The sequence below is a fragment of the Variovorax frigidus genome (assembly GCF_051216515.1).
Lineage (GTDB): Bacteria > Pseudomonadota > Gammaproteobacteria > Burkholderiales > Burkholderiaceae_C > Variovorax.
On sequence record NZ_JBPJZF010000006.1, the window covers coordinates 52,335 to 77,717 of the forward strand.

Here is a 25,383-nt window from a genome sequence, read left to right on the forward strand (position 1 = left end):
ACGCGACGCACGACTTTCAACACCCACAGGAGACACGCATGACCCTTCGACGCAGAACCATCCTGAGCTCGGGCCTGGCCGGACTCGCACCGAGCTTCCTGGCGCTGCCCGCGCGCGCCGGCGGCATCACCGACAAGGAGATCGTGATCGGCACGCACCTCGACCTCTCGGGGCCGGTGTCGGTGGCGGCACCGCCGATCCGCAACGGCCTGCAGATGCGCGTCGACGAGATCAACGAGGCCGGCGGCCTCCATGGCCGCAAGATTCGCTTCATCGTCGAGGACAACGCGAGCCAGGCTTCGCAGGCGGTGCGCGCGGTGGACAAGCTGATCCGGCGCGACGAGATCTTCGCGATGCTGTGCCCCTTCGGCTCGGGCCCGACCGTGGCCACGGCCAAGAAGCTGGTCGATGCGGGCATCGTCTGCTTCGCGCCCTATGCCGCCTCGGCGCTGGTGCGCCAGGCCGCGGGCAACTCGCCGCTGCTGTTCACCAATAACATCCACTACGACACCAGCACCGCCGCGGGCATCCGCTGGGCGGTGGAGAACCTTGGCAGCAGGAAGATCGGCTTCATCTACCAGGAGGGCCCGTTCGGCGACCTCGTGGGCAAGGGCGTGAAGAGCGCGCTGCAGGCCCGGAAGCTGACGATGGTGGCCGAGGCCAGCTACAAGGTCGGCGACATCGACTTCTCCTCGCAGGTCGCGCGCATGAAGGCGGCCGGTGCCGACCTGATCGTGGCCGCGACCACCACACGCGAGACGATCGCGGTGGCGGCCGAGGTGAAGAAGCTTGGCTGGACCGACGTGAACGTGCTGACCACCAGCCCGGGACGCGCCGGTCTCACGGCGATGCTGGGCAAGGCCTCGGTCGAAGGGCTCTACGGCATCGGCACCTGGCGCATCACGCCCGCGGACCAGGTCTCGGCCGCCGAGAAGACCTGGGCCGACAGCTACCGCACGCGCTTCAAGCTCGAGCCGCAGGACATTACGCTGGCCTTCTACGACTACGCGTCGTGGTTCTTCCAGGGCGTGCAGGCAGCCGGCCGCGCGCTCACGACCGACAGTCTGGTGAAGGCGTTGCAGGTCTCGAAGTACCGCGGCCTGTCTTCCTACGATGCGCAGCACTACACCAACGGCCATGTCGATCCCGAATGGATCCAGGTCGAGCAGGTGGTCAAGGGCCAGTGGATCGGCCGCTCGGGCGTGCTCGATCCGGCGAAGAACACGTGAGCGCCATGGCCGAAAACGCGTTGCCGCCGACCGGCATCCACACGCTGCCGCAATGGTGGCGCCAACGCTGCGCGCAGTGGGCCGACCGGCCCGCGCTGCGCCACAAGCGGCTGGGCATCTGGACCACGATGGACTGGCGCCGCTACTTCGAGGAGGCGCGCGCACTCGGCCTGGCGCTCGACGCCGCCGGGCTGCAGCCGGGCGAGGTGGTGTCGATCCTTTCGCACAACCGTCCCGAGTGGCTCTGCATGGACCTGGCCGCGCAGGCCATGGGTTTCGTGAGCCACGGTCTCTACCCCTCGGGCTCGGAAGAAGAAGTCGCGCATGCCCTGCACGAGGCGGGCACGCGCGTGCTGCTGGTGGAGAACGCCGAGCAGCTGATGAAGGCGATGAAGGCGCGCGGCCGCTGTCCGGCGCTGCGCCGGATCTGCGTGATCGACGACCGCGGCCTGCGCGGGCTCGACGACCCGGCCGTGGGCACCTACGCCGCGCTGGTGCAGGAAGGCATGCGGCCGACGGACGCGGCGCTGTTCGAGACCCGCATCGCGGCCGGCACCGGCGCGCAGATCGCGGCGCTGATCGGCACCGCGGGCACGAGCGCGCCCGCGCGGCTCGCGGCCGTGACGCAGCAGGCGCTGCTGCACCAGGTGCAGGCGCTGCAGGCAAGCCTGGGTGCGCAGGCCGGCGACCATTCGCTGTCCTTCGCGCCGCTGGCGCAAGCCGACGAGCGGCTGCTGGCCACCGGCATCCCGCTGGTGGCGGGCGGCCTGGTGCACTTCGCCGAAAGCCCGGGCACGGTCTTCAACGACCTGCGCGAGGCCGCGCCGCACTGGGTGTCGGGGCCGCCGCGCTTCTGGGAGCGGCTCCATGCGCGCACCGACATCCTCGCGGGCGACACCCGGCCCGCCTTCCAGCGGCTGTACCGCCGCAGCGTGGCAGCCCGACGCCCCGGCTGGATCGGTCGCACCGCGCTGCGGCGCGTGCGCGCGTCGCTCGGCCTGACTCGCGCGCGGCTCGCGCTGGTGAGCGCCGCCTCTTTGTCCGAGCCGCTCGTGCATTGGTACACCGCGCTGGGCGTGCCGCTGGCCGAGGTCTACGGGCTCGCGGAATCCTGCGGCGTCGTCTGGCTGCAAACCGACGGCATGCCCTCGGCACCGCACACCGAGGTGCGGCTGGCCGCCGACGGCGAGATCCTGCTCAAGGGGCCGGCCGTGCTCGCGGCCTACTGGTCGGCGGGCGCGCTGCAGATGCACACCGCACCGGTCGACGGCTGGTTCGCCACCGGCGACCTCGGCACCGTGCAGGCGGACGGCGGCCTGCGCATTGTCGGCCGACGCAGCGAGCGCATCGAGGCCGCGCCCGGCGACACGCTGGTGGCCGACGAACTCGAGCGCCTGCTGCGCGCCAACGCCTACGTCTCCGATGCGATGCTGGTGCGCGCACGGCGTGCGCATTGCACCTGCGTGCTGGCGCTCGAACCCGAGCGCGTGTTCAAGTACGCGCAGGACCACCATGTGCCCTACACCGACTATGCGCAGCTGGTCGCGCAGCCGGAGATCCAGCAGTTGATCGCGCAGCAGCTGGAAGCACTGAACGCCGGCCTGCCCCCGGGCCGGCGCATCCATCGCTTCGCGATCCTGCCCAAGCTGCTGCACGGCCACGACGAGGAACTCACGCCCCAGCTGCGCCTGCGCCGGCGCGTGATCGAGTCGAAATACGCGGCGATGATCGATGGGCTGTACGCCTAGGCCGGAACAGAGGGCGATCCGCCGGCCTGCACAGCGGATCGCGCCTCGCGATGCTCAGGCCAGCTCGGCCGTGCGCTGCTCCACCGCAAGCATGCGCTGCAGGCGCTGGCGGATCAGCACTTCGGCATCCGACATGATCCGATCGATCAGTTCCTTCACCGTCGGAATGTCGTGGATCAGGCCCACCACCATGCCGCAGCTCCAGGCGCCGGCGTCCATTTCGCCGTTCACCATGACCCGTGGGTAGACGCCCGCGACCTGGTCGTAGACATCCTCGATCCTGATCGCGTCGCCCTTCTCGCGCTCGATCGCCATCAGGCGATCGACACCGGCGTTCTTGAGCACGCGTTCGGTGTTGCGCAGCGAGCGCATGACCAGGCGCGTGTCGAGTTCCGAGGCCGCCACGATCGCATCCTTGACGTTCTGGTGCACCGGCGCCTCCTGCGTCGCGACGAAGCGCGTGCCCATGTTGATGCCCTCGGCGCCCATCGCGAGTGCGGCGACCAGGCTGCGCGCATCGGCCATGCCGCCCGAGGCCACGAAGGGAATCCTGAGTTCGTCGGCCGCGCGCGGCAGCAGGATCATGTTGGGCATGTCGTCTTCGCCCGGATGGCCACCGCATTCGAAGCCGTCGACGCTGACCGCGTCGCAGCCGATCTGCTCGGCCTTGAGCGAATGCCGCACCGAGGTGCACTTGTGGATCACCTTGATACCCGCTGCCTTGAGCGCGGGCATGTAGGCCTCGGGGCTGCGACCGGCGGTCTCGACGATGCGCACGCCGCCCTCGGCGATCGCGGCGATGTACTCGGCATAGGGCGGCGCCGAGAAGGTCGGCAGGAAGGTGAGATTCACGCCGAAGGGCTTGTCGGTCATCTCGCGGCAGCGCGCGATCTCCTTGGCCAGCAGCTCGGGCGTGCGCTGCGTGAGGCCGGTGATCAACCCGAGCCCGCCGGCGTTGGACACCGCGGCGGCCAGCTCGGCGAAGCCGACGTAGTGCATGCCGCCCTGGATGATGGGGTGCTCGATGCCGAACAGTTCGGTGATGCGTGTCTTCATGGAAAGTCCTCGTTGTCTCGGGGTTGTGGGAAAAAAATGGGGCGCGTTCAGGCGACCTCGAACAGCGCCGCGGCGCCCATGCCGCCGCCGATGCACATGGTGACGACGACGTAGCGGATGCCGCGCCGTCGGCCTTCGATCAGCGCATGGCCGACCAGCCGCGCGCCCGTCATGCCGTAGGGGTGGCCGATCGAGATGCCGCCGCCGTTCACGTTGAGCCGCGCGGGGTCGATGTCGAGCTGCCGCTGGCAGTAGAGGGCCTGGCTCGCGAAGGCCTCGTTGAGCTCCCACAGGCCGATGTCCTCGACGCCGAGGCCGTGCTGCCTGAGCAGCTTGGGCACGGCCAGCACCGGGCCGATGCCCATCTCCTCGGGCGCACAGCCGGCCACCGACATGCCGCGGTAGACACCCAGCGGCGAGAGGCCGCGGCGCTCGGCGAGCCTGGCATCCATCAGCACGCTGGCCGAGGCGCCGTCGGACAGCTGGCTCGCGTTGCCGGCCGTCACCACGCCGTCGGGCAGCACCGTCTTCAGGCCGGCCAGGCTGGCCTCGGTGGTCTCGGGCCGGTTGCCCTCGTCCTGGGTGAGCGTCACCTCGACGTAGCGGAGGGCGCCGGTCTGCTTGTCGGTCACGGCCATCTGCGCGGTGATCGGCACGATCTCGGCGTCGAAGCGGCCCTCGCGCTGCGCCTGCGCAGTGCGGCGCTGCGACTGTGCCGCGAACGCGTCCTGCGCCTCGCGCGAGATGCCGTAGCGGCTCGCGACCCGCTCCGCGGTCTGCAGCATCGGCATGTAGGCATGCGGCACGCGCGCGATCAACGCCGGGTCGGTGCTCTCGCCCACCCATCGCGTGTAGTCGTTCTGCACCGCGGAGATGTTCTCCTGCCCGCCGGCGACCACGATCTCCATGCCGTCGCCGGTGATCTGCTTGGCCGCGGTGGCGATCGCCATCAGGCCCGAAGCGCACTGGCGGTCGATGGTCTGGCCGGCCACGGAGACCGGCAGGCCCCCGGCGAGCGCGGCGAGCCGCGCGAGGTTCATGCCGGCCGTGCCACCGGTCAGCACGGCGCCGATCACGACATCGTCGACCTCGTCGCCCGCAATGCCCGCGCGGTCCACGGCATGCGCGATCACATGGCCAGTGAGCGTGGGCGATTTGATGTGGTTGAGTGCGCCCTTGAACGCGCGGCCGATGCCGGTGCGCGCGGTGGAGACGATGACGGCTTCTCTCATGGGTGGGTCTTTCCGTAGGGCAGGACTTACCAGCGTTCCATGTAGGGACGCAGGTCGAGCTCGAAGGTCCAGGCGTCGCGCGGCTGGGTGTGCAGGTACCAGTAGTTCTCGGCGATGTGCTTGGGGTTCAGGATGCCGTCCTGTTCCTTGAGTGCATAGCGCTCGGGGAAGGAGGTGCGGATGAACTCGGTGTCGATCGCGCCGTCGACCACGACATGCGCGACGTGGATGTTCATCGGGCCCAGTTCGCGCGCCATGCTCTGCGCCAGCGCGCGCAGCGCATGCTTGGCGCCGGCGAAGGCCGCGAAGTTCGCGGAGCCGCGCAGGCCGGCGGTGGCCCCGGTGAACAGGATCGTGCCGCGGCCGCGCTTGACCATGCGCTTGGCCACCTCGCGCGCATTCAGGAAGCCGCTCAGGCAGGCCATCTCCCAGATCTTGAAGTACTTGCGCGCAGTCTCCTCGAGGATGCTGCAGGGCACGTTGGCGCCGATGTTGAACACCAGCACCTCGATCGGGCCGTGTTCGGCCTCGACCTGCTCGATCAAGGCGATGACCTCTTCCTCCTTGCGCGCATCGCTGCCGTAGCCGAAGGCCTGGCCGCCCTGGGCGCGGATGCCCTCCAGCAAGGGCTCGAGCTTGTCGGCCGAGCGCCGCGTGAGGCAGGCGATGTAGCCTTCCCGCGCGAAGCGTTCGGCGATCGCACCGCCTGTTGAATCACCTGCACCGATGACCAGCGCCACCTTGGACTTCTCTTCGTTCGACTGCATACGCATCCTTTAAAAAACGACCGTTTGACAATCGGACGTTAGACAAAAGGCGAAGCCATGTCAATGGCGGTTTCGCGGATCGAACGAAGGGCGGCGTGCGGCGCGCCGTGCCGGGGGGATGCCCGTTCAGTCGCGCGCGCGCTTCGCGGCTGGCTTGGCGGCCGCTTTGGGCGTCGGCTTGGACGCCGGCATCGGGCCGTCCAGCGCATGGGTCTTGTCGAGGAAGCGCCGGCTCGAGGCCAGGATTTCCTTGCGCGTGGATTCGCTCTCCACCGCGCGGGCCAGCACCAGCGCGCCGACGCACTGCGCGATCAGCGCCCAGGCCGCATCGGGGTCGCCGATGCGCGCGCTCCAGCTCTTCTGCGTCTGCTTGAGGCCGCGCTCCACAGCTTCGCGCACTTCGGGTGCGGCGCGCGCGATCTCGGGGCCCAGCGTCGGCAGCACGCAACCCTCTTCGGGGTTGAGCGCATGGTAGGTGCTGAGGTAGCTGCGGATGCGCCTGGCGACGTGGTCGCTGGCCGACTCCTCGTCGCCCGCGAGCATCTCGGTGCTGTTCTTGACCTCTTCATCGATCACCGCGGTGAACAGCGCGCGCTTCGAGGGGAAGTGCGCATAGAACGCGCCGCCCGTCAGGCCGATCGCGCCCATCAGTGCATCGACGCCGGTCGCCTCGAAGCCACCGCGTTTGGCGATGGCTCGGCTGCTGTTGAGCAGTTTCTCGCGGACTTCTTCCTTGTGGGTAGAGGGGTAGCGCATGCGTCGACTCCGGTGTTTCCCTTGTTGACAAGGAAAAAACAATAACATAACTTGCGTTTGACAAACGACCGTTCAATTAAGGAGTGTTCCGTGAGCAAGCAAGCCGAGTTTTTCTTCGACGTGGGCAGCCCCGCTTCCTACCTGGCCTGGACGCAACTGCCGAAGCTGTGCGCCGATGCGGGCGCCAAGCTGGTCTACCGGCCGATGCTGCTGGGCGGCGTCTACCAGGCCACCGGCAACGCCTCGCCGGCCACCATCCCGGCCAAGGGCCGCTACACCGGCATCGACTACGCGCGCTTCGCGCGGCGCTATGGCGTGCCGATCGAGACCAATCCCCACTTCCCCATCATCACGCTCTACCTGATGCGCCTGGTCACGGGCACGCAGTTGCGGCACCCGGAACGCCTCCAGCCGCTGCTGCAGTCGGTCTTCAAGGCGCTCTGGATCGACGCGCTGAACCTCAACGAGCCCGCGCTCACGGCCAAGGCCGTCGCCGAGGCTGGCTTCACGGCCGAAGAGGCGACCGCGCTGGCCAACGATCCGGAGGTCAAGGCGCTGCTGCGCACCAACACAGAAGAGGCCGTGAAACGCGGCGTGTTCGGTGCACCGACGACCTTCGTCGGCACCGAGATGTTCTTCGGGCAGGACCGGCTGGACTTCATCCGCGAAGCCCTCGCCTAGGGCCTGTTCACACTATTTCCGGGGATCGCGTTGGTTGAGCCAGGGGCTGGATGCAAGGCGCACGTGCGTAGCAAGGCTGAAGCCTTGCAAGCACGGGCAACGCCGCAGACGGCCCCTGGCTCAGCCAACCCTTCGGGAAGGCCTGCCATGACGGGCCACTCGGCGTTGCGTTCCTTGCGCGTGCGGCAGCACGCGCAGCGTCACGCGCCTTGATTGGCCCGCCATGGCAGGCCTTCGCGACCCCGGAAATAGGGTGAACAGGCCCTAGCGCCGGCACGAGCCACCCGATCGATCAGAAATACAAGGAGACAAGACAATGGAACCCCGAATCTGGCATGCCTCGTACCCGCCCGGCATGGCGACGGACATCGAGCTCCCAGCCGACGAGACGCTGGTCACGCTGCTCGCCCGCGCGGTGCGCACGCACGGCGACGCGACGGCCGCCACCTGCCTCGGCGAATCGCTGAGCTACGCGCAACTCGGCGCGCTCTCGGACGGCCTGGCCGGCCACCTGCAGGGCATGGACCTGGCCAAGGGCGACCGGGTCGCGCTCATGATGCCCAACTGCCTGGCCTACCTGGTGGCGCTGGCCGGTGTGTTGAAGGCCGGCATGGTGGCGGTCACCGTGAATCCGCAATACACCGCGCGGGAAATCGAGCACCAGTTGCGCGACGCGGGTGCACGCTGCGTGGTGGTGTCGGAGAACCTGGCCGACGCACTGCAGGCCGGCATGACCGACTGCGACGTCCAGCACATCCTGCTCGCGCCGCTCGCCGACCTGCGCGCGTCGACCGATGCCACGGGCGTCGTCGCCGGCAACGAAGCCCTGGCCAGCGGGCCGTTCGGCGTGAGCCGGCTGAGCCTGGCACATGCCATCGCCTGGGGCGCGAAGGCGGGCCTCGCGCCGGTCGAGGTGCGGCCGGCCGACCCCGCGTTCCTGCAGTACACGGGCGGCACCACGGGCGTCTCGAAGGGCGCGGTGCTCACGCATGCGAGCTTCGGTGCGAGCCTGGCGCAGATCCGGCTGTGGATCGAGCAGGCCGGTTCCATGCAGGGCAAGTCGATGGTGACGCCGCTGCCGCTGTACCACGTCTATCCGCTGGCCATGGCCTTCTTCGCGCTCGACGCGGGTGCCGACAACCGGCTGGTGCAGAACCCGCGCGACGTGCCGAAGTTCATCGAGGAGCTGCAACGCGCGCCCTTCGAGATCCTGATCGGCGTCAACACGCTGTTCAATGCGCTGGTCGCGAGCCCCGAACTGTCCGCCGTCGACTTCTCGCGGACGCGGCTGGTGGCGGGCGCCGGGGCGTCGATCCAGAGCGCGGTCGCGCAGCGCTGGGTGGCCGCGGGCGCGCCGGCCATCACCGAGGCCTACGGACTGACCGAGACCTCGCCCAGCGTGACCTTCAACCCGCCGGGCCGCAACGGCACCATCGGCTGCGCCGTGCCCTCGACCGACGTGCTGATCGTCGACGACAGCGACCAGCCCGTCGCGATCGGCGAGCGCGGCGAACTGCTGATCAAGGGCCCGCAGGTGTTCGCGGGCTACTGGAAGCGGCCGGAGGAGACGCGCAGGGCCTTCACCGCCGACGGCTGGTTCCGCACCGGCGACGTCGTGACCATGGACGCCGAGGGCTTCATGTACGTGGTCGACCGCAAGAAGGACATGATCCTGGTCTCGGGCTTCAACGTCTATCCCAACGAGATCGAGGGCGTGGTCGCGATGATGGCCGAGGTGGTCGAGTGCGCCTGCATCGGCGTGCCCGACGAACGCTCGGGAGAGGTGCCGCACCTGTTCGTGGTGAGCCGGCAGCCCGAACTCACCGCCGCCGCGATCCAGGCGCACTGCCGCAACAACCTGGCCGCCTACAAGGTGCCCAAGCACGTGAGCTTCGTGCCCGCGCTGCCCAAGTCCACGGTCGGCAAGATCCTGCGCAAGGAATTGCGCAACCCGCCCGCGACGGCCGCCGCCACGGCCTGAATCCGCCCTTCCCATCGAGACCCCACGCCATGAGCCTGAGCTACCACGCGCCGCTGCGCGACATCCGCTTCGTCCTGAACGAACTGCTGGACCTGCCCCACGTCCTCGGCGGCGCCGACGGCGACGACTTCGATCCCGAGGTGATGGACCAGATCCTCGACGCCGCCGGCACCTTCGCCGAAGAGGTCGTCGCGCCGCTCAACGGCGTCGGCGACCGTGAGGGCTGCGCGATGCCCAGCCCCGGCGTGGTGACCACGCCGGCGGGCTTCAAACAGGCCTACGACCAGTTCGTCGAGGCCGGCTGGCCGGCGCTCGCCTGCCAGCCCGCGCATGGCGGCCAGGGCATGCCGACCGTGTTGAACAACGCGCTGTTCGAGGTCCTGTGCGGCGCCAACATGGGCTGGGCCGCCTACCCGGGCATGTCGCACGCGGCCTACACCTGCCTCGCGGCCAACGGCTCGGCCGAGCAGATGGCGACCTACCTGCCGCACATCGCCTCGGGCGCCTGGGCCGGCACGATGTGCCTGACCGAACCGCACAGCGGCACCGACCTGGGCCTGCTGCGCACGCGCGCCGTGCCCCGCCTCGACGGCAGCCACGCCATCACCGGCACCAAGATCTTCATCTCCGGCGGTGAGCAGGACCTGACCGCGAACATCGTCCACCTGGTGCTCGCGCGCCTGCCCGATGCACCGCCCGGCGTGAAGGGCATCTCGCTGTTCATCGTGCCGAAGTTCATCGTCGATGCCGACGGCGGCCTCGGTGCGCGCAATGCGGTGCAGTGCGGCTCGATCGAGCACAAGATGGGCATCCACGGCAACGCCACCTGCACCATGAACTTCGACGGCGCCCAGGGCTGGCTGCTGGGCGAGGCGAACAAGGGCCTGGCTTCGATGTTCGTGATGATGAACCACGCGCGCATCATCGTCGGCGTCAACGCGATCGGCCTGATGGACGCGGCTTACCAGAAGGCGCTGGCCTATGCGAAAGACCGGACACAGGGGCGCGCACCGTCGGCGCAGCGCCGCGAGGCGCCGGCCGATCCGATCATCGAACACGCCGACGTGCGCCGCATGCTGCTCACGCAGAAGGCGTACGTCGAAGGCACGCGGGCCTATGCGCTGTGGGCCTCGCACCTGATCGATCTGCAGCACCGCGGCGCATCGCCGGCGGCGCGGCAGGAGGCGGCCGAGATGCTCGCGGTCGCCACGCCGATCGTGAAGGCCTTCAGCAGCGACCTGGCGGTGGAATGCACGAGCATGGCCATGCAGGTGTTCGGCGGCCACGGCTACATCTGCGACAACGGCGTGGAACAGCACCTGCGCGACGCCCGCATCATTCCGCTGTACGAGGGATCGAACGGCGTGCAGGCAATGGACCTGCTGGGCCGCAAGGTGCTCGCCGACGGCACCGCGAAGTTCGCGCACTACCTGCAGGCGATCACCGATTTCGCCGATGCAAAGGCCGACGTCGAGGGCATGCAGCCCTTCTGCGCGCCGCTGCGCGAGGCGGCGGCGTTGGCCTTGCGCACCGCACGCCATCTCTCGCTGCGGGCAGAAAAGAACCCCGATGAAGCGGGGGCGGCCGCCGCGCCCTTCCTGCGGCTGGTCGGCCATGTCTCGCTGGCCTGGATGTGGGCGCGCATGGCCGACATCGGCCTGTCGCAGGGCCCCGGGGCCGAAGCGATCTACACGGCGAAGGTCGCCACGGCGCGCTTCTACTTCGCGCGGCTCTTGCCCGAGGTGCAATCGCTCGCGGCGATCATCTCGGCCGGACCGGAGGTGGTCATGGCCCCCGAAGTCGCCTGGCTCTGAGCCACCGGCCCGAAAGCGACGCTACGGGCCCAGCTGTCGACCGCGTCCAGCAACTGGGCCTGCATCGCCAGCGTGGTCGCGGTGTGGTCGATGTCCGGCCAGAAACGGTACTGCACCTGCCCGAACAGCCGCGAGCCGCGCAGCTGGCTCAGCATGCTGTGGTCGCGGTCGAAGCCGTTGTAGGTGTTCGAGTACATCAGCGACAGCGCCACGCCGCGGTCGACCAACGACAGCAGCGCGCGCTCGTAGTCGGCGGCCGAGAAGGCCTTCCCCTCGCCTCCGCCCAGGAAGCCACCGGCGGACGCCGGTGCGGTCCGGTGGGGCAGCAGCGCGCTCAACCGGCCCAGGGCGCGCGCGCGCGCCGTGGCATCGCCGTCGCCGAACCAGCCGACCAGGTCGCGCCACCAGGGATAGCTCGCACGCACCGCCGCATTGCGCGGAAAAGCCGCCATGCGGCGCAGCTTGCGCTCCAGCCGCACGGTGCGGGTCATGTAGATCTCGCCATCGAAGGACAGCAGGCCGATCACGCGCGGGTCGGTCAACGCCAGCGCCAGGCCGTTCTCGGCCCCCGAACAGATGCCGAACACCAGGAAACGGCGCAGCCCGTGGCGCTGCGACAGGTAGTCCATGGCGGCCTTCATGTCCTCCAGCGCCTGTGCGCGGTAGCCGTTGCGGCCCTGGGCCGCCACGCTGTCGCCGATGCCCGAGAGATCGAAACGCAGGGCCGGCAGGCCGGCGCCGGCCAGGCGGCGCGCCGCCTTCACGTTGATCCGGTGCGGACCGATGCGATGGTTCACGCCCGTGTTGAGCACCAGGCAGCCGATGTCGCCCATCTGCCCCGTCAGGCCTTGCGGTCGGGTGAGCAGACCGAACAGATGGTCGTCGGAGCCGAAGAGCACCGGGGCTTCAGAGAAGTCACTCATGGATTTCTGCCGTCACGCGTTGCAGGGCCTCGGCCGGCACCATCTCGTTGCCGGGGGAAGGGTTGCTGGTCCAGATGAGGGGGTGCGCGAGCGGCACGTGACGCACCGTGCCGCGGCCCGCCTGCGCGGCCACCCACTGGCGTGTGCGCGAATCCTCGGGTTTGGCGATGATGACGAGTTCGACGCTCTCGCTCAGGACCCGTCCCGGGGGGGGTGTCAGCGCTGCGACCTGTGCCCGCAAGACCGGCGACAACGCGAAGCCGAAGGCTTCGTCGCTGAAGGCCTTCGGGTCCTCGCGCAAGCTGCGGCGCCAGCCGGGATCGGGCAGCGAATGGCTGAGTTCGAGTTCTCTCACATGTCTTTCGCGCAGGTCCTCGAGGTACGCCTTCCCGTCGAGCACCGGCTCCCAGAGCACCAGCCGCGCGATGCACGGGTCGGCCATCGACGCGGCCTGCAGGGCCAGCGTGGCACCGATGCGGGCGCCGAACCACACGATGCGGGATGCGCCCGAGCGGGCCGCGAGTTCGCGGTGCGCCGACGCGATGTCGCGGCGCCAGCCGTCGAGCTCGCCGTCCTCGTCGTCGCCCGGCGAGTCGCCGGTGCCGTAAGGATCGAAGCGCAGGACCGGCATGCCCGCACGCGCCAGCCGCAGTGCGAGCAGACGGTAGAAGCGATGGCTGCGCAGGGCCTCGTGGCCCATGGGCGGGCACAGCAGCACCGCGGTGTCGGACACCCGCGCGCTGTCCGCCGCATGGAACAGGCCGAACAGTCGCCGCGACGGGGGACCGAACATCAGGGGCGTCATGGCTTGCGTCCCCAGCCCGAGAACATGCGGTTCAACAGCCCGCCGCGCGGTGGCTCCGCAGAGACCTCGGCCCCGGCCTCGGTTTCGGCCGCGGCTTCGGTCTCGGTGGCCGCCAGCTGCGCCAGGCTCTCGAACATGTAGCGGCGCGGTTCGATGCGCATGCCGAGGCTCTGCTCCGACTGCTGCACCACACGCATGGCCAGCAGCGAATCGCCGCCCAGGTCGAAGAAGTTGTCGCCGGCGCGGATGTCCTCGACATCGATGTTCAGCACCTGGGCCCAGACCTGGGCCAACTGCGCCTGTTCCGGCAGCAGGGGCGAGGCCGATGGCGGCTTCGCGGCGTTCGGTGCGCGCTCGTTCCGCGGCGCCTCCGCGGACGAGGACAGGCGACGCAGGAGGCGCGCACTGGCCGAGTCGGCCGGCGCGAGCAGTTCGGCCAGCGGCACGTCCGGTCGGTCGGCGATGGTCCGCAGGATCTCGACGAAGCGGTCGCGGAACGCGGTCCCCGTCTCGGGCAGGTAGATGTCGGCGTTGTAGGCGATCGGGCCTTCGAGGCCCTGCGGCTTCTCCAGCAGCCACAGCCCCAGGTCGTCGGTGGCGCCGCGCTGCAGCAGGTGCACCTGCTTGTGCGTGAGCCCCCCGAAATCGTGCGGGCGCTCGCGCGCATCCTGGAACGAGAACAGCCCCTGGTACAAGCCTGCACCCTGGGCCAGGCGCACGAACTCGGGCTCGGTCGCCATGCGCTCGAACGGCACCTGCTGGTAGCGCATCACCGCGACCAGCTCCTGCTTCACGTAGCGGATGAAGGCGCCGAAGTCCTGGCCGGCGTCGACCTGGAAGGGCAGCGGCAGCACGTTGTTGAAGAAGCCCATCACCGACTCCAGCTCGGGCGCCTCGCGTCCGCGCACCGGCGTGGCGATCACCACCGAGGGGCTGTCGATCGCGCTGCTCATCATCAGCACGTAGGCGCCCAGCGTCAGCATGCTGAGCGTGACGTCGTGCGCGCGCGCCACCTCGCGCAGGCGCTGGGTGGCGACCGGATCGATATGGATCCAGTTCACGCCGCCGTTGCCGGACATGCCGGCCTTGCGCGGCATGTCGGTGCGCGCCGCGCGCGGTGCGGGCATGCGCGCGAAGCGCTGCTTCCAGAAGTCGAGCTGCCGCGCGAAGTCGGGCTGCTTCATCCAGTCGGCATACCACTGCGCGTAGTCGCCCATCGCGACCGGCGGCTCGGGCAGCGCATGCGGCCGCCCGCTCACCCGCGCGCCGTAGAGCGCCGACAGCTCGGCCTGGTAGATGTCGAAGGACCAGCCGTCCCAGACCAGGTGATGCGGCACGAACATGAAGCCGTGATCTTCGGGCCCCATGCGGTAGAGCGCCATGTGGAACAGCGGCGCTTGGCGGATGTCCAGCGGCTGGTCCGCCAGCTGCTGCATGCGCCGCATGAGTTCGGCTTCGCGCTCGGCCTCGGGCAATGCGCTCAGGTCGATCAGCGGCACCTCGAAGTCGACCTGCGCCGCGATGGTCTGGACCGGCGCGCCGGTCTCGTCGCGACCCACGGCCGTGCGCAGCGCGCCGTGGCGCTGCACCATCTCGTGCAAGGCTGCGCGGAACTTTTCGATGTCCAGCGGCCCGAGGAAGCGGTGGCCCGAAGGCGCGTTGTAGACCGGCCGACCGGGGTGCAGCTCCTCGAGGAAAAGAATGCGCTCCTGCATCGGCGTGAGCGGCGCACTGCGGCGGTCGCGCAGCGCCACGATCGGCGCCTGCGCTTCGGACTGGCCCTCGCCGCGCAGGCGGCGCACGGCCTGCGCGATGCGCTCGGCGGTCGGCGCCTCGAACAGCATCGACATCGGCAGCTTGAGCTGCAGATCGCGGCCGAGCCGGGCCGTCAGGCGCGCGGCCAGCAGCGAATGGCCGCCCAGGGCGAAGAAGTCGTCGTGGATGCCCAGGCCCGGCAGGCTCAGCGTCTGCTCCATGACCGTGAGGATCTGCTGTTCGAGCGCGTCGCGCGGCGGCACGGCGGCGTCGCTGCGCGCGGCGACCGCGCTCTGCGGGGCCGGCAGCGCCTGGCGATTGACCTTGCCGTTGGGCAGCAGCGGCAATGCCACCAGCGCCACGAAGTGCTGCGGCAGCATGTACTCGGGCAGGAAGGCGGCCAGGTGCTGGCGCAGCGCCGCGGCCTCGGGCATGGGGCCGCGCGGCACCACGTAGGCCACGATGCGCACGTCGCCCGGCGCGTCCTCGCGCGTGACCACCAGCGCACGGTCCACGCCCGCGTGGCGCGCAAGGTTCGATTCGATCTCGCCGAGTTCGATGCGGTAGCCGCGCACCTTGACCTGGTCGTCGGCACGGCCCAGGCATTCGAGCACGCCGTCGGCACGCCAGCGGCCCAGGTCGCCGGTGCGGTACCAGCGCGCCGTGCCCTCCGGCGCACCCGGCACGGGCACGAAGCGCTGGTCGGTGAGTTCGGGCCGATTCAGGTAGCCCAGCGTCACGCCGGCACCGCCGATGTAGAGCTCGCCGGTCACGCCCACGGGCAGCGGGCGCATCGCGGCGTCAAGCACATGGAACTGGGTGTTGGCCAGCGGCCGGCCGATCGGGATCACGCCGTCGGCCTGCAGCACGCGGTGGAAGCTCGACCACACGGTGGTCTCGGTCGGGCCGTAGCCGTTCCAGAGCTCGCCCACCATCGGCAGCAGCTGTCGCGCCAGGTCGCCCGGCAGCGGCTCGCCGGTGCAGATGGCCAGCAGGTCGCGCCGGCCCGGCCAGCCCGCGTCGAGCAGGATGCGCCAGGTCGAGGGCGTGGCGTCGACGAAGTCGACTTCCTCGGTCTCGATCAGCGCGCGCAGGCGGTCGCCCTGCATCGCCTGGGTCTTGTCGGCGACCACGATGCAGGCGCCCACGGTCAGCGGCAGGATCACCTCGGACACCGCGATGTCGAAGGACAGCGTGGTCACGGCCAGCACGCGGCGCTGCGCGTCGATGCCGGGCACGCTGCACAGGCTGGTCAGCAGGTTCACCACGCTGCGGTGCGGCACCCGCACGCCCTTGGGGCGGCCGGTGGAACCCGAGGTGTAGATCACGTAGGCCACGCCTTCGGCGTCGCCGGTGTGGGCGGGCGCCACATCGTCCGGCGCCACCTCGTCGGCACGCACGCGCGCCAGCGCCTGCAGCGGTGCGGCGCCGTCGGTGTCGGCATCGGTGACGGCCACGCGCAACTGCGCATCGCCGATCATGAATTCGAGCCGCTCGCGCGGGAAGGCCGGGTCCAGCGGCACATAGCCCGCGCCCGACTTGAGGATGCCCGCCAGCGCGACCAGCATGTGCGCATTGCGGCCGCAGCACAGACCGACCAGGTCGCCCGGGCCGATGCCCTGCGCCTGCAGCGCGGCGGCCAGGCCGTTGGCCCGCCGGTCGAGTTCACGGTAGCTCAGCGACACGCCGCCGGCACGCACTGCGATCGCCTCGGGCGTGGCCTCGGCCTGGCGCGCGAAGAGTGCGTCGATGCGCACCTGCGCATCGAACGGCGCCGCGGTGGCGTTGAAGGACTGCAGCAGCGCCACGTCCTGTGCGCTGCAGGCCAGCGCCTCGGCCACGCTCGCCCCGGGCGTGCGCGTCAGCCGCTCCAGCGCCTCGGTGTACAGCGCCAGCCAGCGCTGCACGGTGCACTCGTCGAACAGCGCGGTGTTGTACTGCAGCTCGAGCATCAGGCCGTCGGCCACGGGTACCGCGTTGAGGAACAGCTCGAAATTCTCGAAGTGGCGCGGGTTGCCGGTCAGCGTGCTCCGCAGGCCGGGGAAGGTACCGCCCGGCGAGGCCGAGGCGCGGTCGAGGTTGAACATCACGCTCACCAGCGACGGCCGGCTCGGGTCGCGCGCCACCGGCAGCTTCTTGAGCAGCGCGCCGTAGGTCAGCGTCTGGTGCTCGAAGGCATCGAGCAGCGTGCCGCCGACCGTCTTGAGCAGCGTCTCGACCGGCTGCGAGGCTTCGACCGCGACGCGCACCGGCAGCAGGTTCACGCAGTGGCCCACCAACCGTGGCATGTCGCTCGCGGCCTGGCCGGCCACCGGCACGCCGATGACCAGATCGTCCTGCAGCGACAGCCGGTGCATGAGCGCCGCGAACAGGCTGAACAGCGTGGCGAACAGGCTCACGCCGGCCCGTGCGCCCTGCTGTCGCGCAGCCTCGACCAATGCGGCCGGCAGCAGCACGTCGAGACGACGCGAGTCGAAGCGCCGGCGTGCCGGGCGGGCCCGGTCCAGCGGCAACTCGAGCGTGGGCAGCGTGGCATCGGGGTAGCGGCCCAGCCAGTAGGCGAGCTGCGCGCGCGCGGCCGGCGTCTCGGCCTCGTCACGCGCCCAGTTCGCATAGTCCTCGTAGCTGGGGGCGGCTTCGAGCGCCGGGCCCTGGCCGGTCTGCTCGGCATAGAGCTGGCCGAGTTCGTCGGCGATCACGCCCCACGACCAACCGTCGCACACCGTGTGATGGGCGGTGAGCAGCAGCACGTGGTGCGTCGGCGTGTGGCGGTACAGCGCGGCGCGCAGCAGCGGACCGCGCTCGAGGTCGAACGGGGTCTCGACCGCCTCGGCATGGGCATCGGCCATCGCCTGCTCGCGGGCTTCGACGCCCAGCCGGCTCAGGTCGTGCTGCGCCAAGGCGAATGCGCCGGCCTCGACCACGATCAGCTCGGTGCCGTCGAGCGAGAAGCTGGCGCGCAAGGCATCGTGACGCGCCACCAGCGCCGCCAGCGCCGCCTGGAGCGCGGCGGGGTCCAGCGGGCCGTCGAGTCTCAGGTCGACCGATTCGTTGTAAGCCAGCGAAGCCTCGCTGCCCAGCTGGTGCGCCAGCCAGACTTCGCGCTGCGCCTCGGTGCTGGGGATCACGCGGGCGATCGCGCCGAACGCGAAGGGGTCGAACTCCTGGCCCAGACTGTCGTGGAGGTCCGGGGTGCCGGCGGTGTCGAGCGAAGACGTCATGCGTCGATCCTACGGAATTTCCCCGGCTGTGCGGCGTCGGGCACGAACCATGCGGGCTGGCCGTCCTTGTCGCGTCCGAGGCGGGCATTGGGCACGGGCGGCTTCGCGGCGTCGAAGCGACGGGCCGCGGGGGCGCCGCCCGGCAGGAATTCGGCTTCCTGCATCTCGGCAATCGACTCCTTGAAGGCCGACTTGAGCAGGGCGATGTCCGCCGGTGTGTGGGCCGTCGTCATGAAGCAGGGGAAGTTGTCGAGGATGTGCACGCCGCGGCTGCGCATCATCGCGAACAGCAGGTCCTGCAGCGGATGGTCCTCGAGCCAGCTCACGCGCCAGAGCGAGCCGAAGTAGCGGATCTCCAGCGGCGCGCCGACCTCGCGGCAGAAAGCCGTGAGCTCGTCGGCCATGGCCGCGGTGTGCAGGTTGAGCTGCGTCTGCAGCGCGCCGCCGGACGCATGCAGGTGGTCGAGCGCGGCCTTGGCCGCGGCCAGCGTGAGCGGGTGCCGCACGAAGGTGCCGGCGAAATAGGTCACGCCGACGGTGGGAATCGAATCGTCGCCGTAGTTCCAGGCGCCGCCGTCGAGCGCGTCCATGTACTCGCGCTTGCCCGCGATCGCGCCGATGGGCATGCCGCCGCCGATCACCTTGCCGTAGGTGGCCAGGTCGCCGCGCACGCCGAACAGCGCCTGCGCGCCGCCCGGATGGGTGCGGAAGCCCGTGATGACCTCGTCGAAGATCATGCAGGTGCCGCTCTTCTCGGTGATGCTGCGCACTTCCTGCAGGAACTCCCTGGGCTGGAAGTCGGGCCGGCGGCTCTGCACCGGCTCGATCAGCACCGCGGCCAGTTCGTCGGCGTGTTCGCGGATGAAGGCCAGCGATTCGGGCGTGCCGTAGTCGAGCACGCGCACGTCGCCGAACATGCCGCTCATCACGCCCGGCGTGGCCGGGATGCCGCGCGCACCGCGGCCGGCGCGCACCAGCACCTCGTCGAAGGTGCCGTGGTAGGAGCCGCTGAACAGCACGACGGTGCTGCGGCCGGTGTGGGTGCGGGCGATGCGCAGCGCGGCCATCACGGCCTCGGAGCCGGTGTTGCACAGCGCGGCGCGGTCGAAGCCGGTGAGCTCGCAGATGCGCTGCGTGACCTCGGCCGCGAGCGGATGCTGCGGGCCGATCTCGTAGCCGATGTCGAGCTGCTTGCGGATCGCGTCGTTGAGGAAGTCCGGCTGCCAGCCGAACATGTTCATGCCGAAGCCGTTGAGCGTGTCGACGTACTCGTGGCCGTCGATGTCCCAGACGCGCGAGCCCTTGGAGCGGTCGACCACGATCTGGTAGGTGATCTCCTTGGTGGCGGGGCGGAAGCCGTTGACCACGCGCGGGTCGGCCATGTGGCCACGGTTCTTCGCGGTGAAGTCCTTGCTGTTGCGCGTGCGTTCGACATAGCGGCGCACGAAGGCATCGAGCCGGGCCTGCTGACGGCCGGTGATCTCGCGGTTGGGCGTGGTGTGAATGCGCGCGATCGCGCCGAAGGCTTTCTTGACGTCGTAGGGCACGCCGCCGCCCACGAGCGGCGGCTCGGCGGGTGCGGCCGGTGCGGCGGGCACGGCCACGGGTGCCGTCGCTGCGACCGCTGCGGGCTGGGCCGCGGCGGCCACGGTGCCGGTGCCGGCCAGCAGCGCGAGCTGCTGCTGCATCAGTTGCATCTGCTGGGCGATGACCTGCTGGAGCATCGGCGCGTCGGCATTCATGGCCATCGGTGCGAAGGCCTGCACGGCCGCCGGCAAGGTCGCGCTGGCGAGCGGCGCGGCCACGGCCGCCGGAGCGGCCTGTGGCACGGGCGCGGCGACGGGCACAACCGCAGCGGCCGGCTCGGGCGGCAGCGTCTCGTCGAGGTGCGCGGCCAGCAGGTCGAAGCTGCGGCAGCCCTCCATCAGCTGGCGGAAGCTGATGTTGACCTTGAAGTGCTTCTTGACCTGCAGCGCGGCCTGGGTAAGCACCAGCGAGTCGAGGCCCTGGTCGATGAAGGTGGTCGCGCCGTCGGCATCGGCCATCGGCGTGCCGGAGATGTCTTCGAAGAGTTCGCGCAGCTTGGCGTGGAGGGCGGGGCGTCGGGCGGGGGAGGTGGTGGGCATGGGCGACTCCAAAGTCGGGGCGATGGAAAGGGAAGAAGGAACGGCGACGGCGGTGGCGACAACGGGCACGGCGACGGCAGCCACCGGCGACGCGATGTCGACCCAGTGGCGCTTGCGTTCGAAGGGGTAGGTCGGCAGCCGCACGCGGGCCTTGCGGCTGCGCGTGTCGAGCTGTTGCAGGTCGGGCGTGAGGCCGATCGTCCAGAGCCGGCCGAGTGCGAGGCGGTGTGCGACCAGCTCGTCGGCCGGCGCCGCACCGAGCAGCGCACAGGCTGCGGGCGCCGGGCGCTCGCGCGTGGCGTGCTGGCGCACCAGCGTGCAGAGGGTGTTGCGCGGGCCGAGCTCGATGAACAGCGGCTGCGTGAAGCGGGCCAGCACCTCGTGCACCGCCGGCGAGAAGCGCACGGTCTCGCGCAGGTGGCGCGCCCAGTAGGCGGGATCGGTGGCCTCGTCGGCCGTGAGCACGCGGCCGGTCAGCGTCGAGACGATGGTGCGCTGCGGCGCTTGGAGCGTCACGCCGCGCACCAGCGCCTCGAAGGGCGCGAGCGCTGGCGCCATCATGGCCGAGTGGAAGGCGTGCGAGGTCTCGAGCAGGCGCGCGGCCACGCCGTCGGCCTCGAGCCGGACCTGCAGCGCGGCGATGGCTTCGAAGGGGCCGGCGACCACGCTGGCCGTGGGGCCGTTCTCGGCCGCGAGCGACAACGCCGCGCCGAGGTAGGGCTGCACCTGCGCCGCCGACAGCCGCACCGACAGCATCTGACCCGCGGGCAGCGCCTGCATCAGCGCGCCGCGCTGTGCGACCAGTTGCGCCGCGTCGGCCAGCGACATCACGTTGGCCAGCACCGCGGCCGCGAACTCGCCCACGCTGTGGCCGATCATGGCCGCGGGGCGCAGGCCGAAGGCCAGCAGGCGCGCGCCCAGTGCGTACTCGAGCGCGAAGGTCGCGGGCTGCGTGGCCGAGGTCGGGCGCAGCGCGTCGGCATCGTCCGAGAACATGCGCTCGCGCAGGTCGAAGGGCAGCACGTCGGCGAAGGCCGCGAAGCAATCGTCCATGGCGGCGCGGAAGGCCTCGTCGTGCACATAGAGCGTGCGGCCCATGCCCGCGTACTGCGCGCCCTGGCCGGGGAACAGCCACACCTGCTCGTGCGCACGCGGCGCGATCGCGCCGACGACCTTGTACGGCGTGTCGGCAGCGCGCAGCAGCTCGACGGCCTCGGCCGTGCCGTCGGCCACCAGCGCCAGCCGCTGGCCGAAGGCCTTGCGGCCGACACGCAGCGTGTGGGCCACATCGCCCAGGTTGAGCGCGGGCGCGGCTTCGAGATGGTCGGCCAGTTGCGCGGCCATGCGGGAGAGCGCGGCCGGCGTGCGGGCCGAGAGCGTGATCAGCTGCGGGCCGGCCACGGGCTCCGAGGGCAAGGCGAGCGGCGCCTCTTCGAGGATCACGTGCGCGTTGGTGCCGCCCACGCCGAACGAAGAGACGCCCGCGCGGCGCGGCGCACCGGCTTCGCGCGGCCAGGCCGAGCGTTGCGCGTTCACGCGGAAGGGCGTGCCGTCGAAATCGATGGCCGGGTTGGCCGCGCTGAAGTGCAGCGAGGCCGGCAACTGTTGTTCATGCAGCGCCAGCGCGGTCTTGATCACGCCGGCCGCGCCGGCCGCCATCAGCGTGTGGCCGATGTTGCTCTTGACCGAGCCGATCGCGCAGAAGCCGCTGTCGGCCGTGTGGCGCGCATAGGCGCGGGCCAGGGCCGCGACCTCGACCGGATCGCCCATCGGCGTGGCCGTGCCGTGCGCCTCGACGTAGGAGATGCTGCGCGCGTCGACGCCGGCCGAGGCCAGCGCCATCGACACCACGGCGGCCTGGCCGTCCACGCTGGGCGCGGTGAAGCTGGCCTTGACGGCGCCGTCGTTGTTCACGCCCACGCCGCGCAGCAGCGCGTAGATGGTGTCGCCGTCGGCCTGCGCATCGGACAGGCGCTTGAGCATCACCACCGCCGCGCCGTCGCTGAACACCGTGCCCTGTGCCTGGGCGTCGAAGCTGCGCGTGTGGCCGTCGGGCGAGAACATCGCGCCTTCCTGGTAGAGGTAGCCGCTGTTCGGCGGGCAGGTGATCGCGATGCCACCGGCCAGCGCCATGTCGCACTGGCCCGAGCGCAGCGCGTGGAAGGCCTGCGCCATCGCGACCAGCGAGGTCGAGCAGGCGGTGTTGAGGCTGATCGCCGGGCCGGTGAGGTTGAGCCGGTTGGCCACGCGCGTGGCGAGGTAGTCCTTCTCGTTGCCCAGCATCACGGCGAACTCGCCGACCGTGTCGATCAGGTCGGGGCGCGGCATCACGTGGCGCTGGAAGTAGGTCGCGTTGTGCATGCCGGCATAGACGCCGACCGGGCGCTGCTGCTGGTCGGGCGCATAGCCCGCGCGCTCCATGCATTCCCAGCAGATCTCGAGGAACAGCCGCTGCTGCGGGTCCATCAGCGTCGCTTCCTTGGGGTTGATGCCGAAGAAGGCGGCGTCGAACTGGTCGACATCGTCGAGCACGCCGCGGGCGCGCACGTAGCTCGGGTCGGCCCGCAGCGCGGCGCTCACGCCGGCGTCGAGCGTGGCGTCGTCGAAGAAACGAATGGTGTCGCGGCCTTCGAGCAGGTGGGCCCAGAACTGCTCGACGTCGGCGGCGCCGGGGAAGCGGCCGGCCATGCCGACCAGCGCGATGGGCTCCTGCTGCGCATCGCCCGCCGTCGAACGCAGGCGTTCGGGCTCGGGCGTCGCCACGCCGTCGAGTTCGCGTGCGATGGCCTGCGGCGTGGGATTCTGGAAGAACAGGTTGGTCGACAGGCGCCGCGTGCTGCCGGCCTGCAGGTCGGCCAGCACCTTGAGCACGCGCAGCGAATCGCCGCCCAGGTCGAAGAAATTGTCGAGGCGGCCCGCCAGGTCGATGCCCAGCGCGCGCGCAAACGCGGCGCACACGCGGCGCTCGGTGTCGGTGCGGCCCTCTTCATAGGGCTCGGCCATCTCGGGGCGCTGGGCCAGTGGCTCGGGCAGGCCGCGGCGGTCGATCTTGCCGTTGGGCGAACGCGGCAGCGCCTCGAGCGTCACGAACAGCGCGGGCACCATGTACGGCGGCAGCGTGGCCTTGAGGTGCGTGCGCAGGTCTTCGGCGCTCGGCGCACTGCCGGGCTGGGCCGTGAGGTAGGCCACCAGGCGGGCGTCGCCGCCGCCGTCATGGCGCGCGAGCACCGCGGCCTCGCGCACCGCAGGGTGCGTGAGCAACGCGCTCTCGATCTCGCCCAGCTCGACGCGGAAGCCGCGCACCTTGACCTGGTGGTCGTTGCGGCCCAGGTAGTCGATCTCACCGTCGGCGCGCCAGCGGCCGATGTCGCCGGTCTTGTAGAGGCGCGCGTCGGGGTCGGCGCTGAACGGATCGACGACGAAGCGCTCGGCCGTGAGTTCGGGCCGGTGCAGGTAGCCCTGCGCCACGCCGACGCCGCCGATGTGGATCTCGCCCGGCACGCCGAGCGGTGCGCTGCGGCCGTGGCGATCGAGCACGTGGATGCGGTTGTTGGCGATGGGCCGGCCGATCGACGGCAGCGCCGCCCATTGCGCCGGATCGGCCGCCAGCTGCAGCGCGGTGACCACGTGGCTCTCGGTCGGGCCGTACTGGTTGTGCAGCCGGCAGCCGGGGTGGCGCGTGAAGAACGCACGCACCGCGGGGCTGGCATGCAGTTGCTCGCCGGCGGTCATCACGTCCTGCAGATCGGGCAGCGATTCGTTCGCTGCGACCGCGTACTCGGCGACGTTCTGCAAGGCGATGAAGGGCAGGAACAAGCGCTGCACGCGCTGCGCGCGCAGCACCGCGACCAGCGCCTGCGGATCGCGGCGCACGCTCTCGTCGATCAGCACCAGCGTGCCGCCGGCACTCAGCGTGGCGAAGATTTCCTGGAAGGCGACGTCGAAGCCCAGCGCCGCGAACTGCAGCGTGCGTTGCGGCTGCGGCACCGCCGGATGGTCGAACTGCCAGTGCAGCAGGTTGACCAGGCCGCGGTGCGGCATGGCCACGCCCTTGGGCGTGCCGGTCGAGCCCGAGGTGTAGATCACGTAGGCCAGGTGATGCGGCCGCACGTCGGCGGCAGGCGCATCGTGGCCCTCGTCATGCGCGGGCAGCGCATCGAGCAGCAGCACCGGGGTCGCATCGACCGGCAGTGCGGCGCGCAGCGCGGTCTGCGAAAGAATCACCTGCGGCTTCGCGCCGGCCAGGATCACCGCGGTGCGTTCGGGCGGATGGCTGGGGTCCAGCGGCACGTAGGCGCCGCCGGCCTTGAGCACGGCCAGCAGCCCGACCACCATGGCCAGGCTGCGTTCGACGTAAAGCGCCACCGGCACGTCGGGGCCGACGCCCAACGCACGCAGCCGGTGCGCGAGGCGATCGGCCTCGCGATCGAGTTCGGCGTAGCGCAGCACGTCGTTGCCGAAGCGCACGGCCTCGGCATCGGGCGTGCGGCAGGCCTGGGCCTGGACCCGGTCATGCACGCACAGCGTGGAAGGCCAGTCGGCTTCGGTGGCGTTGAAGCCCTGCAGCAGTTTCTGTTCGGCCGCGCCGATCATCGGCACCGCGGCCAGGGCGTGGTCGGCGTGCGCCGGCAAGGCGGCCAGCGCCGTCTGCACATAGCCGGCCCAGCGTTCGGCCGCGGCGCGGTCGAACAGCGCGCCGTCGAAGTGCAGCACGCCCTCGAGCGTGCCGTCGGCGCACAGAGCGCAGGCCAGCGACAGGTCCAGCGCAGGCAGCGGCGTCGTCGCGCCGAAGCGCAGGCCGGCGCAGGCGCGCGGTGCGCCCGCAACGGCCGGAAGAAAAGGGGAGGCCTGTTCGGCGTCGATGCGCACGAGCATTTCGTGCGCGCTCGGTTCGCCGTGCAGATCGATCAGGAGAAGTCGCGCGTCGTCCGGTGCGCGCGTGTCCAGAGCTGCCGCCAGCAGGAAAGCGTCCTGCGTGCTCAGCCGCGCCAGCACCGCGCCCCAGGCCGCGAGGCACAGGGTCTGGAGCGACGTGCCGCGCTCGAGCGCGAAAGCCTGCAGGTCGAGGGCCGTTTCCGCATCGAGCGACCACCGCACGACGCCGGCACCGTCGGCAGCCGAAGGCGCCGCGGTGCGTGGCAACTCGAGGACGCCCGACACCGCCGTCATCCGCGCTGAGCGCTCCCCCGCCGACCCTTGCGGCAGCGGAGGTGCGAGCGCGTGGGTCGAGGGTGCGAGCATGTCGGAGGATGCGGAGTCGGGCAGAGTGGTCATGGCTGTGGGGGCGGC

13 protein-coding genes are annotated in these 25,383 nt (G+C 70.6%); 5 read left to right on the forward strand and 8 right to left on the reverse strand.

Features of this window, described 5'->3' with window-relative positions; genetic code table 11:
• Positions 1-38: 38 nt before the first annotated feature.
• Complete coding sequence (locus ACSFBC_RS18420; RefSeq protein WP_435511800.1) at positions 39-1,229, forward strand: ABC transporter substrate-binding protein; 1,191 nt, start codon at positions 39-41, stop codon at positions 1,227-1,229.
• 5 nt (positions 1,230-1,234) lie between these two features.
• Positions 1,235-2,977, forward strand: a complete 1,743-nt coding sequence (locus ACSFBC_RS18425) for an AMP-dependent synthetase/ligase (protein ID WP_435511801.1) — start codon at positions 1,235-1,237, stop codon at positions 2,975-2,977.
• A 54-nt stretch (positions 2,978-3,031) separates the two neighbouring features.
• Here ACSFBC_RS18425 and ACSFBC_RS18430 read toward each other — a convergent pair whose 3' ends face one another.
• The 4 genes from ACSFBC_RS18430 to ACSFBC_RS18445 form a co-directional block, all read right to left on the reverse strand.
• Positions 3,032-4,033 (reverse strand): NAD(P)H-dependent flavin oxidoreductase, encoded by a 1,002-nt coding sequence (locus tag ACSFBC_RS18430; protein ID WP_435511802.1) that lies wholly within the window; start codon positions 4,031-4,033, stop codon positions 3,032-3,034.
• A gap of 47 nt (positions 4,034-4,080) precedes the next feature.
• Positions 4,081-5,265 (reverse strand): acetyl-CoA C-acyltransferase, encoded by a 1,185-nt coding sequence (locus tag ACSFBC_RS18435; RefSeq protein WP_435511803.1) that lies wholly within the window; start codon positions 5,263-5,265, stop codon positions 4,081-4,083.
• Positions 5,266-5,291: 26 nt separating this feature from the next.
• A complete protein-coding gene (locus ACSFBC_RS18440; RefSeq protein ID WP_435511804.1) occupies positions 5,292-6,032 on the reverse strand; it encodes an SDR family oxidoreductase in 741 nt (246 codons plus the stop codon).
• Between the two features lie 126 nt (positions 6,033-6,158).
• Positions 6,159-6,788 carry a TetR/AcrR family transcriptional regulator gene (locus tag ACSFBC_RS18445; RefSeq protein ID WP_435511805.1) on the reverse strand — a complete coding sequence of 210 codons (630 nt, stop codon included), beginning with the start codon at positions 6,786-6,788 and terminating at the stop codon, positions 6,159-6,161.
• Positions 6,789-6,878: 90 nt separating this feature from the next.
• Here ACSFBC_RS18445 and ACSFBC_RS18450 point away from each other — a divergent pair, with 90 nt between their 5' ends.
• From ACSFBC_RS18450 to ACSFBC_RS18460, 3 genes are all read left to right on the forward strand, one after another.
• On the forward strand, positions 6,879-7,469 hold the full coding sequence (locus ACSFBC_RS18450) for a 2-hydroxychromene-2-carboxylate isomerase (RefSeq protein ID WP_435511806.1): 591 nt from the start codon (positions 6,879-6,881) through the stop codon (positions 7,467-7,469).
• 316 nt (positions 7,470-7,785) lie between these two features.
• Entirely contained in the window at positions 7,786-9,450 is a 1,665-nt protein-coding gene (locus tag ACSFBC_RS18455; protein ID WP_435511807.1) for an AMP-binding protein, read from the forward strand.
• Between the two features lie 29 nt (positions 9,451-9,479).
• A complete protein-coding gene (locus ACSFBC_RS18460) occupies positions 9,480-11,264 on the forward strand; it encodes an acyl-CoA dehydrogenase C-terminal domain-containing protein (protein WP_435511808.1) in 1,785 nt (594 codons plus the stop codon).
• Here the strand turns inward: ACSFBC_RS18460 and ACSFBC_RS18465 are convergent.
• The 4 genes from ACSFBC_RS18465 to ACSFBC_RS18480 are packed head-to-tail and all read right to left on the reverse strand — an operon-like array spanning position 11,168 to position 25,368.
• Positions 11,168-12,187: an alpha/beta hydrolase family protein gene (locus ACSFBC_RS18465; protein ID WP_435511809.1), complete on the reverse strand. Its 1,020-nt coding sequence runs from the start codon at positions 12,185-12,187 to the stop codon at positions 11,168-11,170. The genes ACSFBC_RS18460 and ACSFBC_RS18465 overlap by 97 nt on opposite strands.
• On the reverse strand, positions 12,180-12,992 hold the full coding sequence (locus ACSFBC_RS18470; protein WP_435511810.1) for an alpha/beta fold hydrolase: 813 nt from the start codon (positions 12,990-12,992) through the stop codon (positions 12,180-12,182). Before ACSFBC_RS18470 ends, ACSFBC_RS18465 begins: the two co-directional genes overlap by 8 nt.
• Positions 12,989-17,968, reverse strand: coding sequence for an amino acid adenylation domain-containing protein (locus ACSFBC_RS18475; RefSeq protein WP_435511811.1), 4,980 nt, complete (start codon positions 17,966-17,968; stop codon positions 12,989-12,991). Before ACSFBC_RS18475 ends, ACSFBC_RS18470 begins: the two co-directional genes overlap by 4 nt.
• Positions 17,965-25,368, reverse strand: coding sequence for an amino acid adenylation domain-containing protein (locus tag ACSFBC_RS18480; RefSeq protein ID WP_435511812.1), 7,404 nt, complete (start codon positions 25,366-25,368; stop codon positions 17,965-17,967). Before ACSFBC_RS18480 ends, ACSFBC_RS18475 begins: the two co-directional genes overlap by 4 nt.
• Positions 25,369-25,383: the final 15 nt, after the last annotated feature.

Bases quoted from the DNA above. Each gene is read 5' to 3' on its own strand.
- ACSFBC_RS18420 (WP_435511800.1), top strand. From the start codon at position 39: ATGACCCTTCGACGCAGAACCATCCTGAGCTCGGGCCTGGCCGGACTC.
- ACSFBC_RS18425 (WP_435511801.1), top strand. From the start codon at position 1,235: ATGGCCGAAAACGCGTTGCCGCCGACCGGCATCCACACGCTGCCGCAA.
- ACSFBC_RS18430 (WP_435511802.1), bottom strand. From the start codon at position 4,033: ATGAAGACACGCATCACCGAACTGTTCGGCATCGAGCACCCCATCATC.
- ACSFBC_RS18435 (WP_435511803.1), bottom strand. From the start codon at position 5,265: ATGAGAGAAGCCGTCATCGTCTCCACCGCGCGCACCGGCATCGGCCGC.
- ACSFBC_RS18440 (WP_435511804.1), bottom strand. From the start codon at position 6,032: ATGCAGTCGAACGAAGAGAAGTCCAAGGTGGCGCTGGTCATCGGTGCA.
- ACSFBC_RS18445 (WP_435511805.1), bottom strand. From the start codon at position 6,788: ATGCGCTACCCCTCTACCCACAAGGAAGAAGTCCGCGAGAAACTGCTC.
- ACSFBC_RS18455 (WP_435511807.1), top strand. From the start codon at position 7,786: ATGGAACCCCGAATCTGGCATGCCTCGTACCCGCCCGGCATGGCGACG.
- ACSFBC_RS18460 (WP_435511808.1), top strand. From the start codon at position 9,480: ATGAGCCTGAGCTACCACGCGCCGCTGCGCGACATCCGCTTCGTCCTG.
- ACSFBC_RS18465 (WP_435511809.1), bottom strand. From the start codon at position 12,187: ATGAGTGACTTCTCTGAAGCCCCGGTGCTCTTCGGCTCCGACGACCAT.
- ACSFBC_RS18470 (WP_435511810.1), bottom strand. From the start codon at position 12,992: ATGACGCCCCTGATGTTCGGTCCCCCGTCGCGGCGACTGTTCGGCCTG.
- ACSFBC_RS18475 (WP_435511811.1), bottom strand. From the start codon at position 17,968: ATGACGTCTTCGCTCGACACCGCCGGCACCCCGGACCTCCACGACAGT.
- ACSFBC_RS18480 (WP_435511812.1), bottom strand. From the start codon at position 25,368: ATGACCACTCTGCCCGACTCCGCATCCTCCGACATGCTCGCACCCTCG.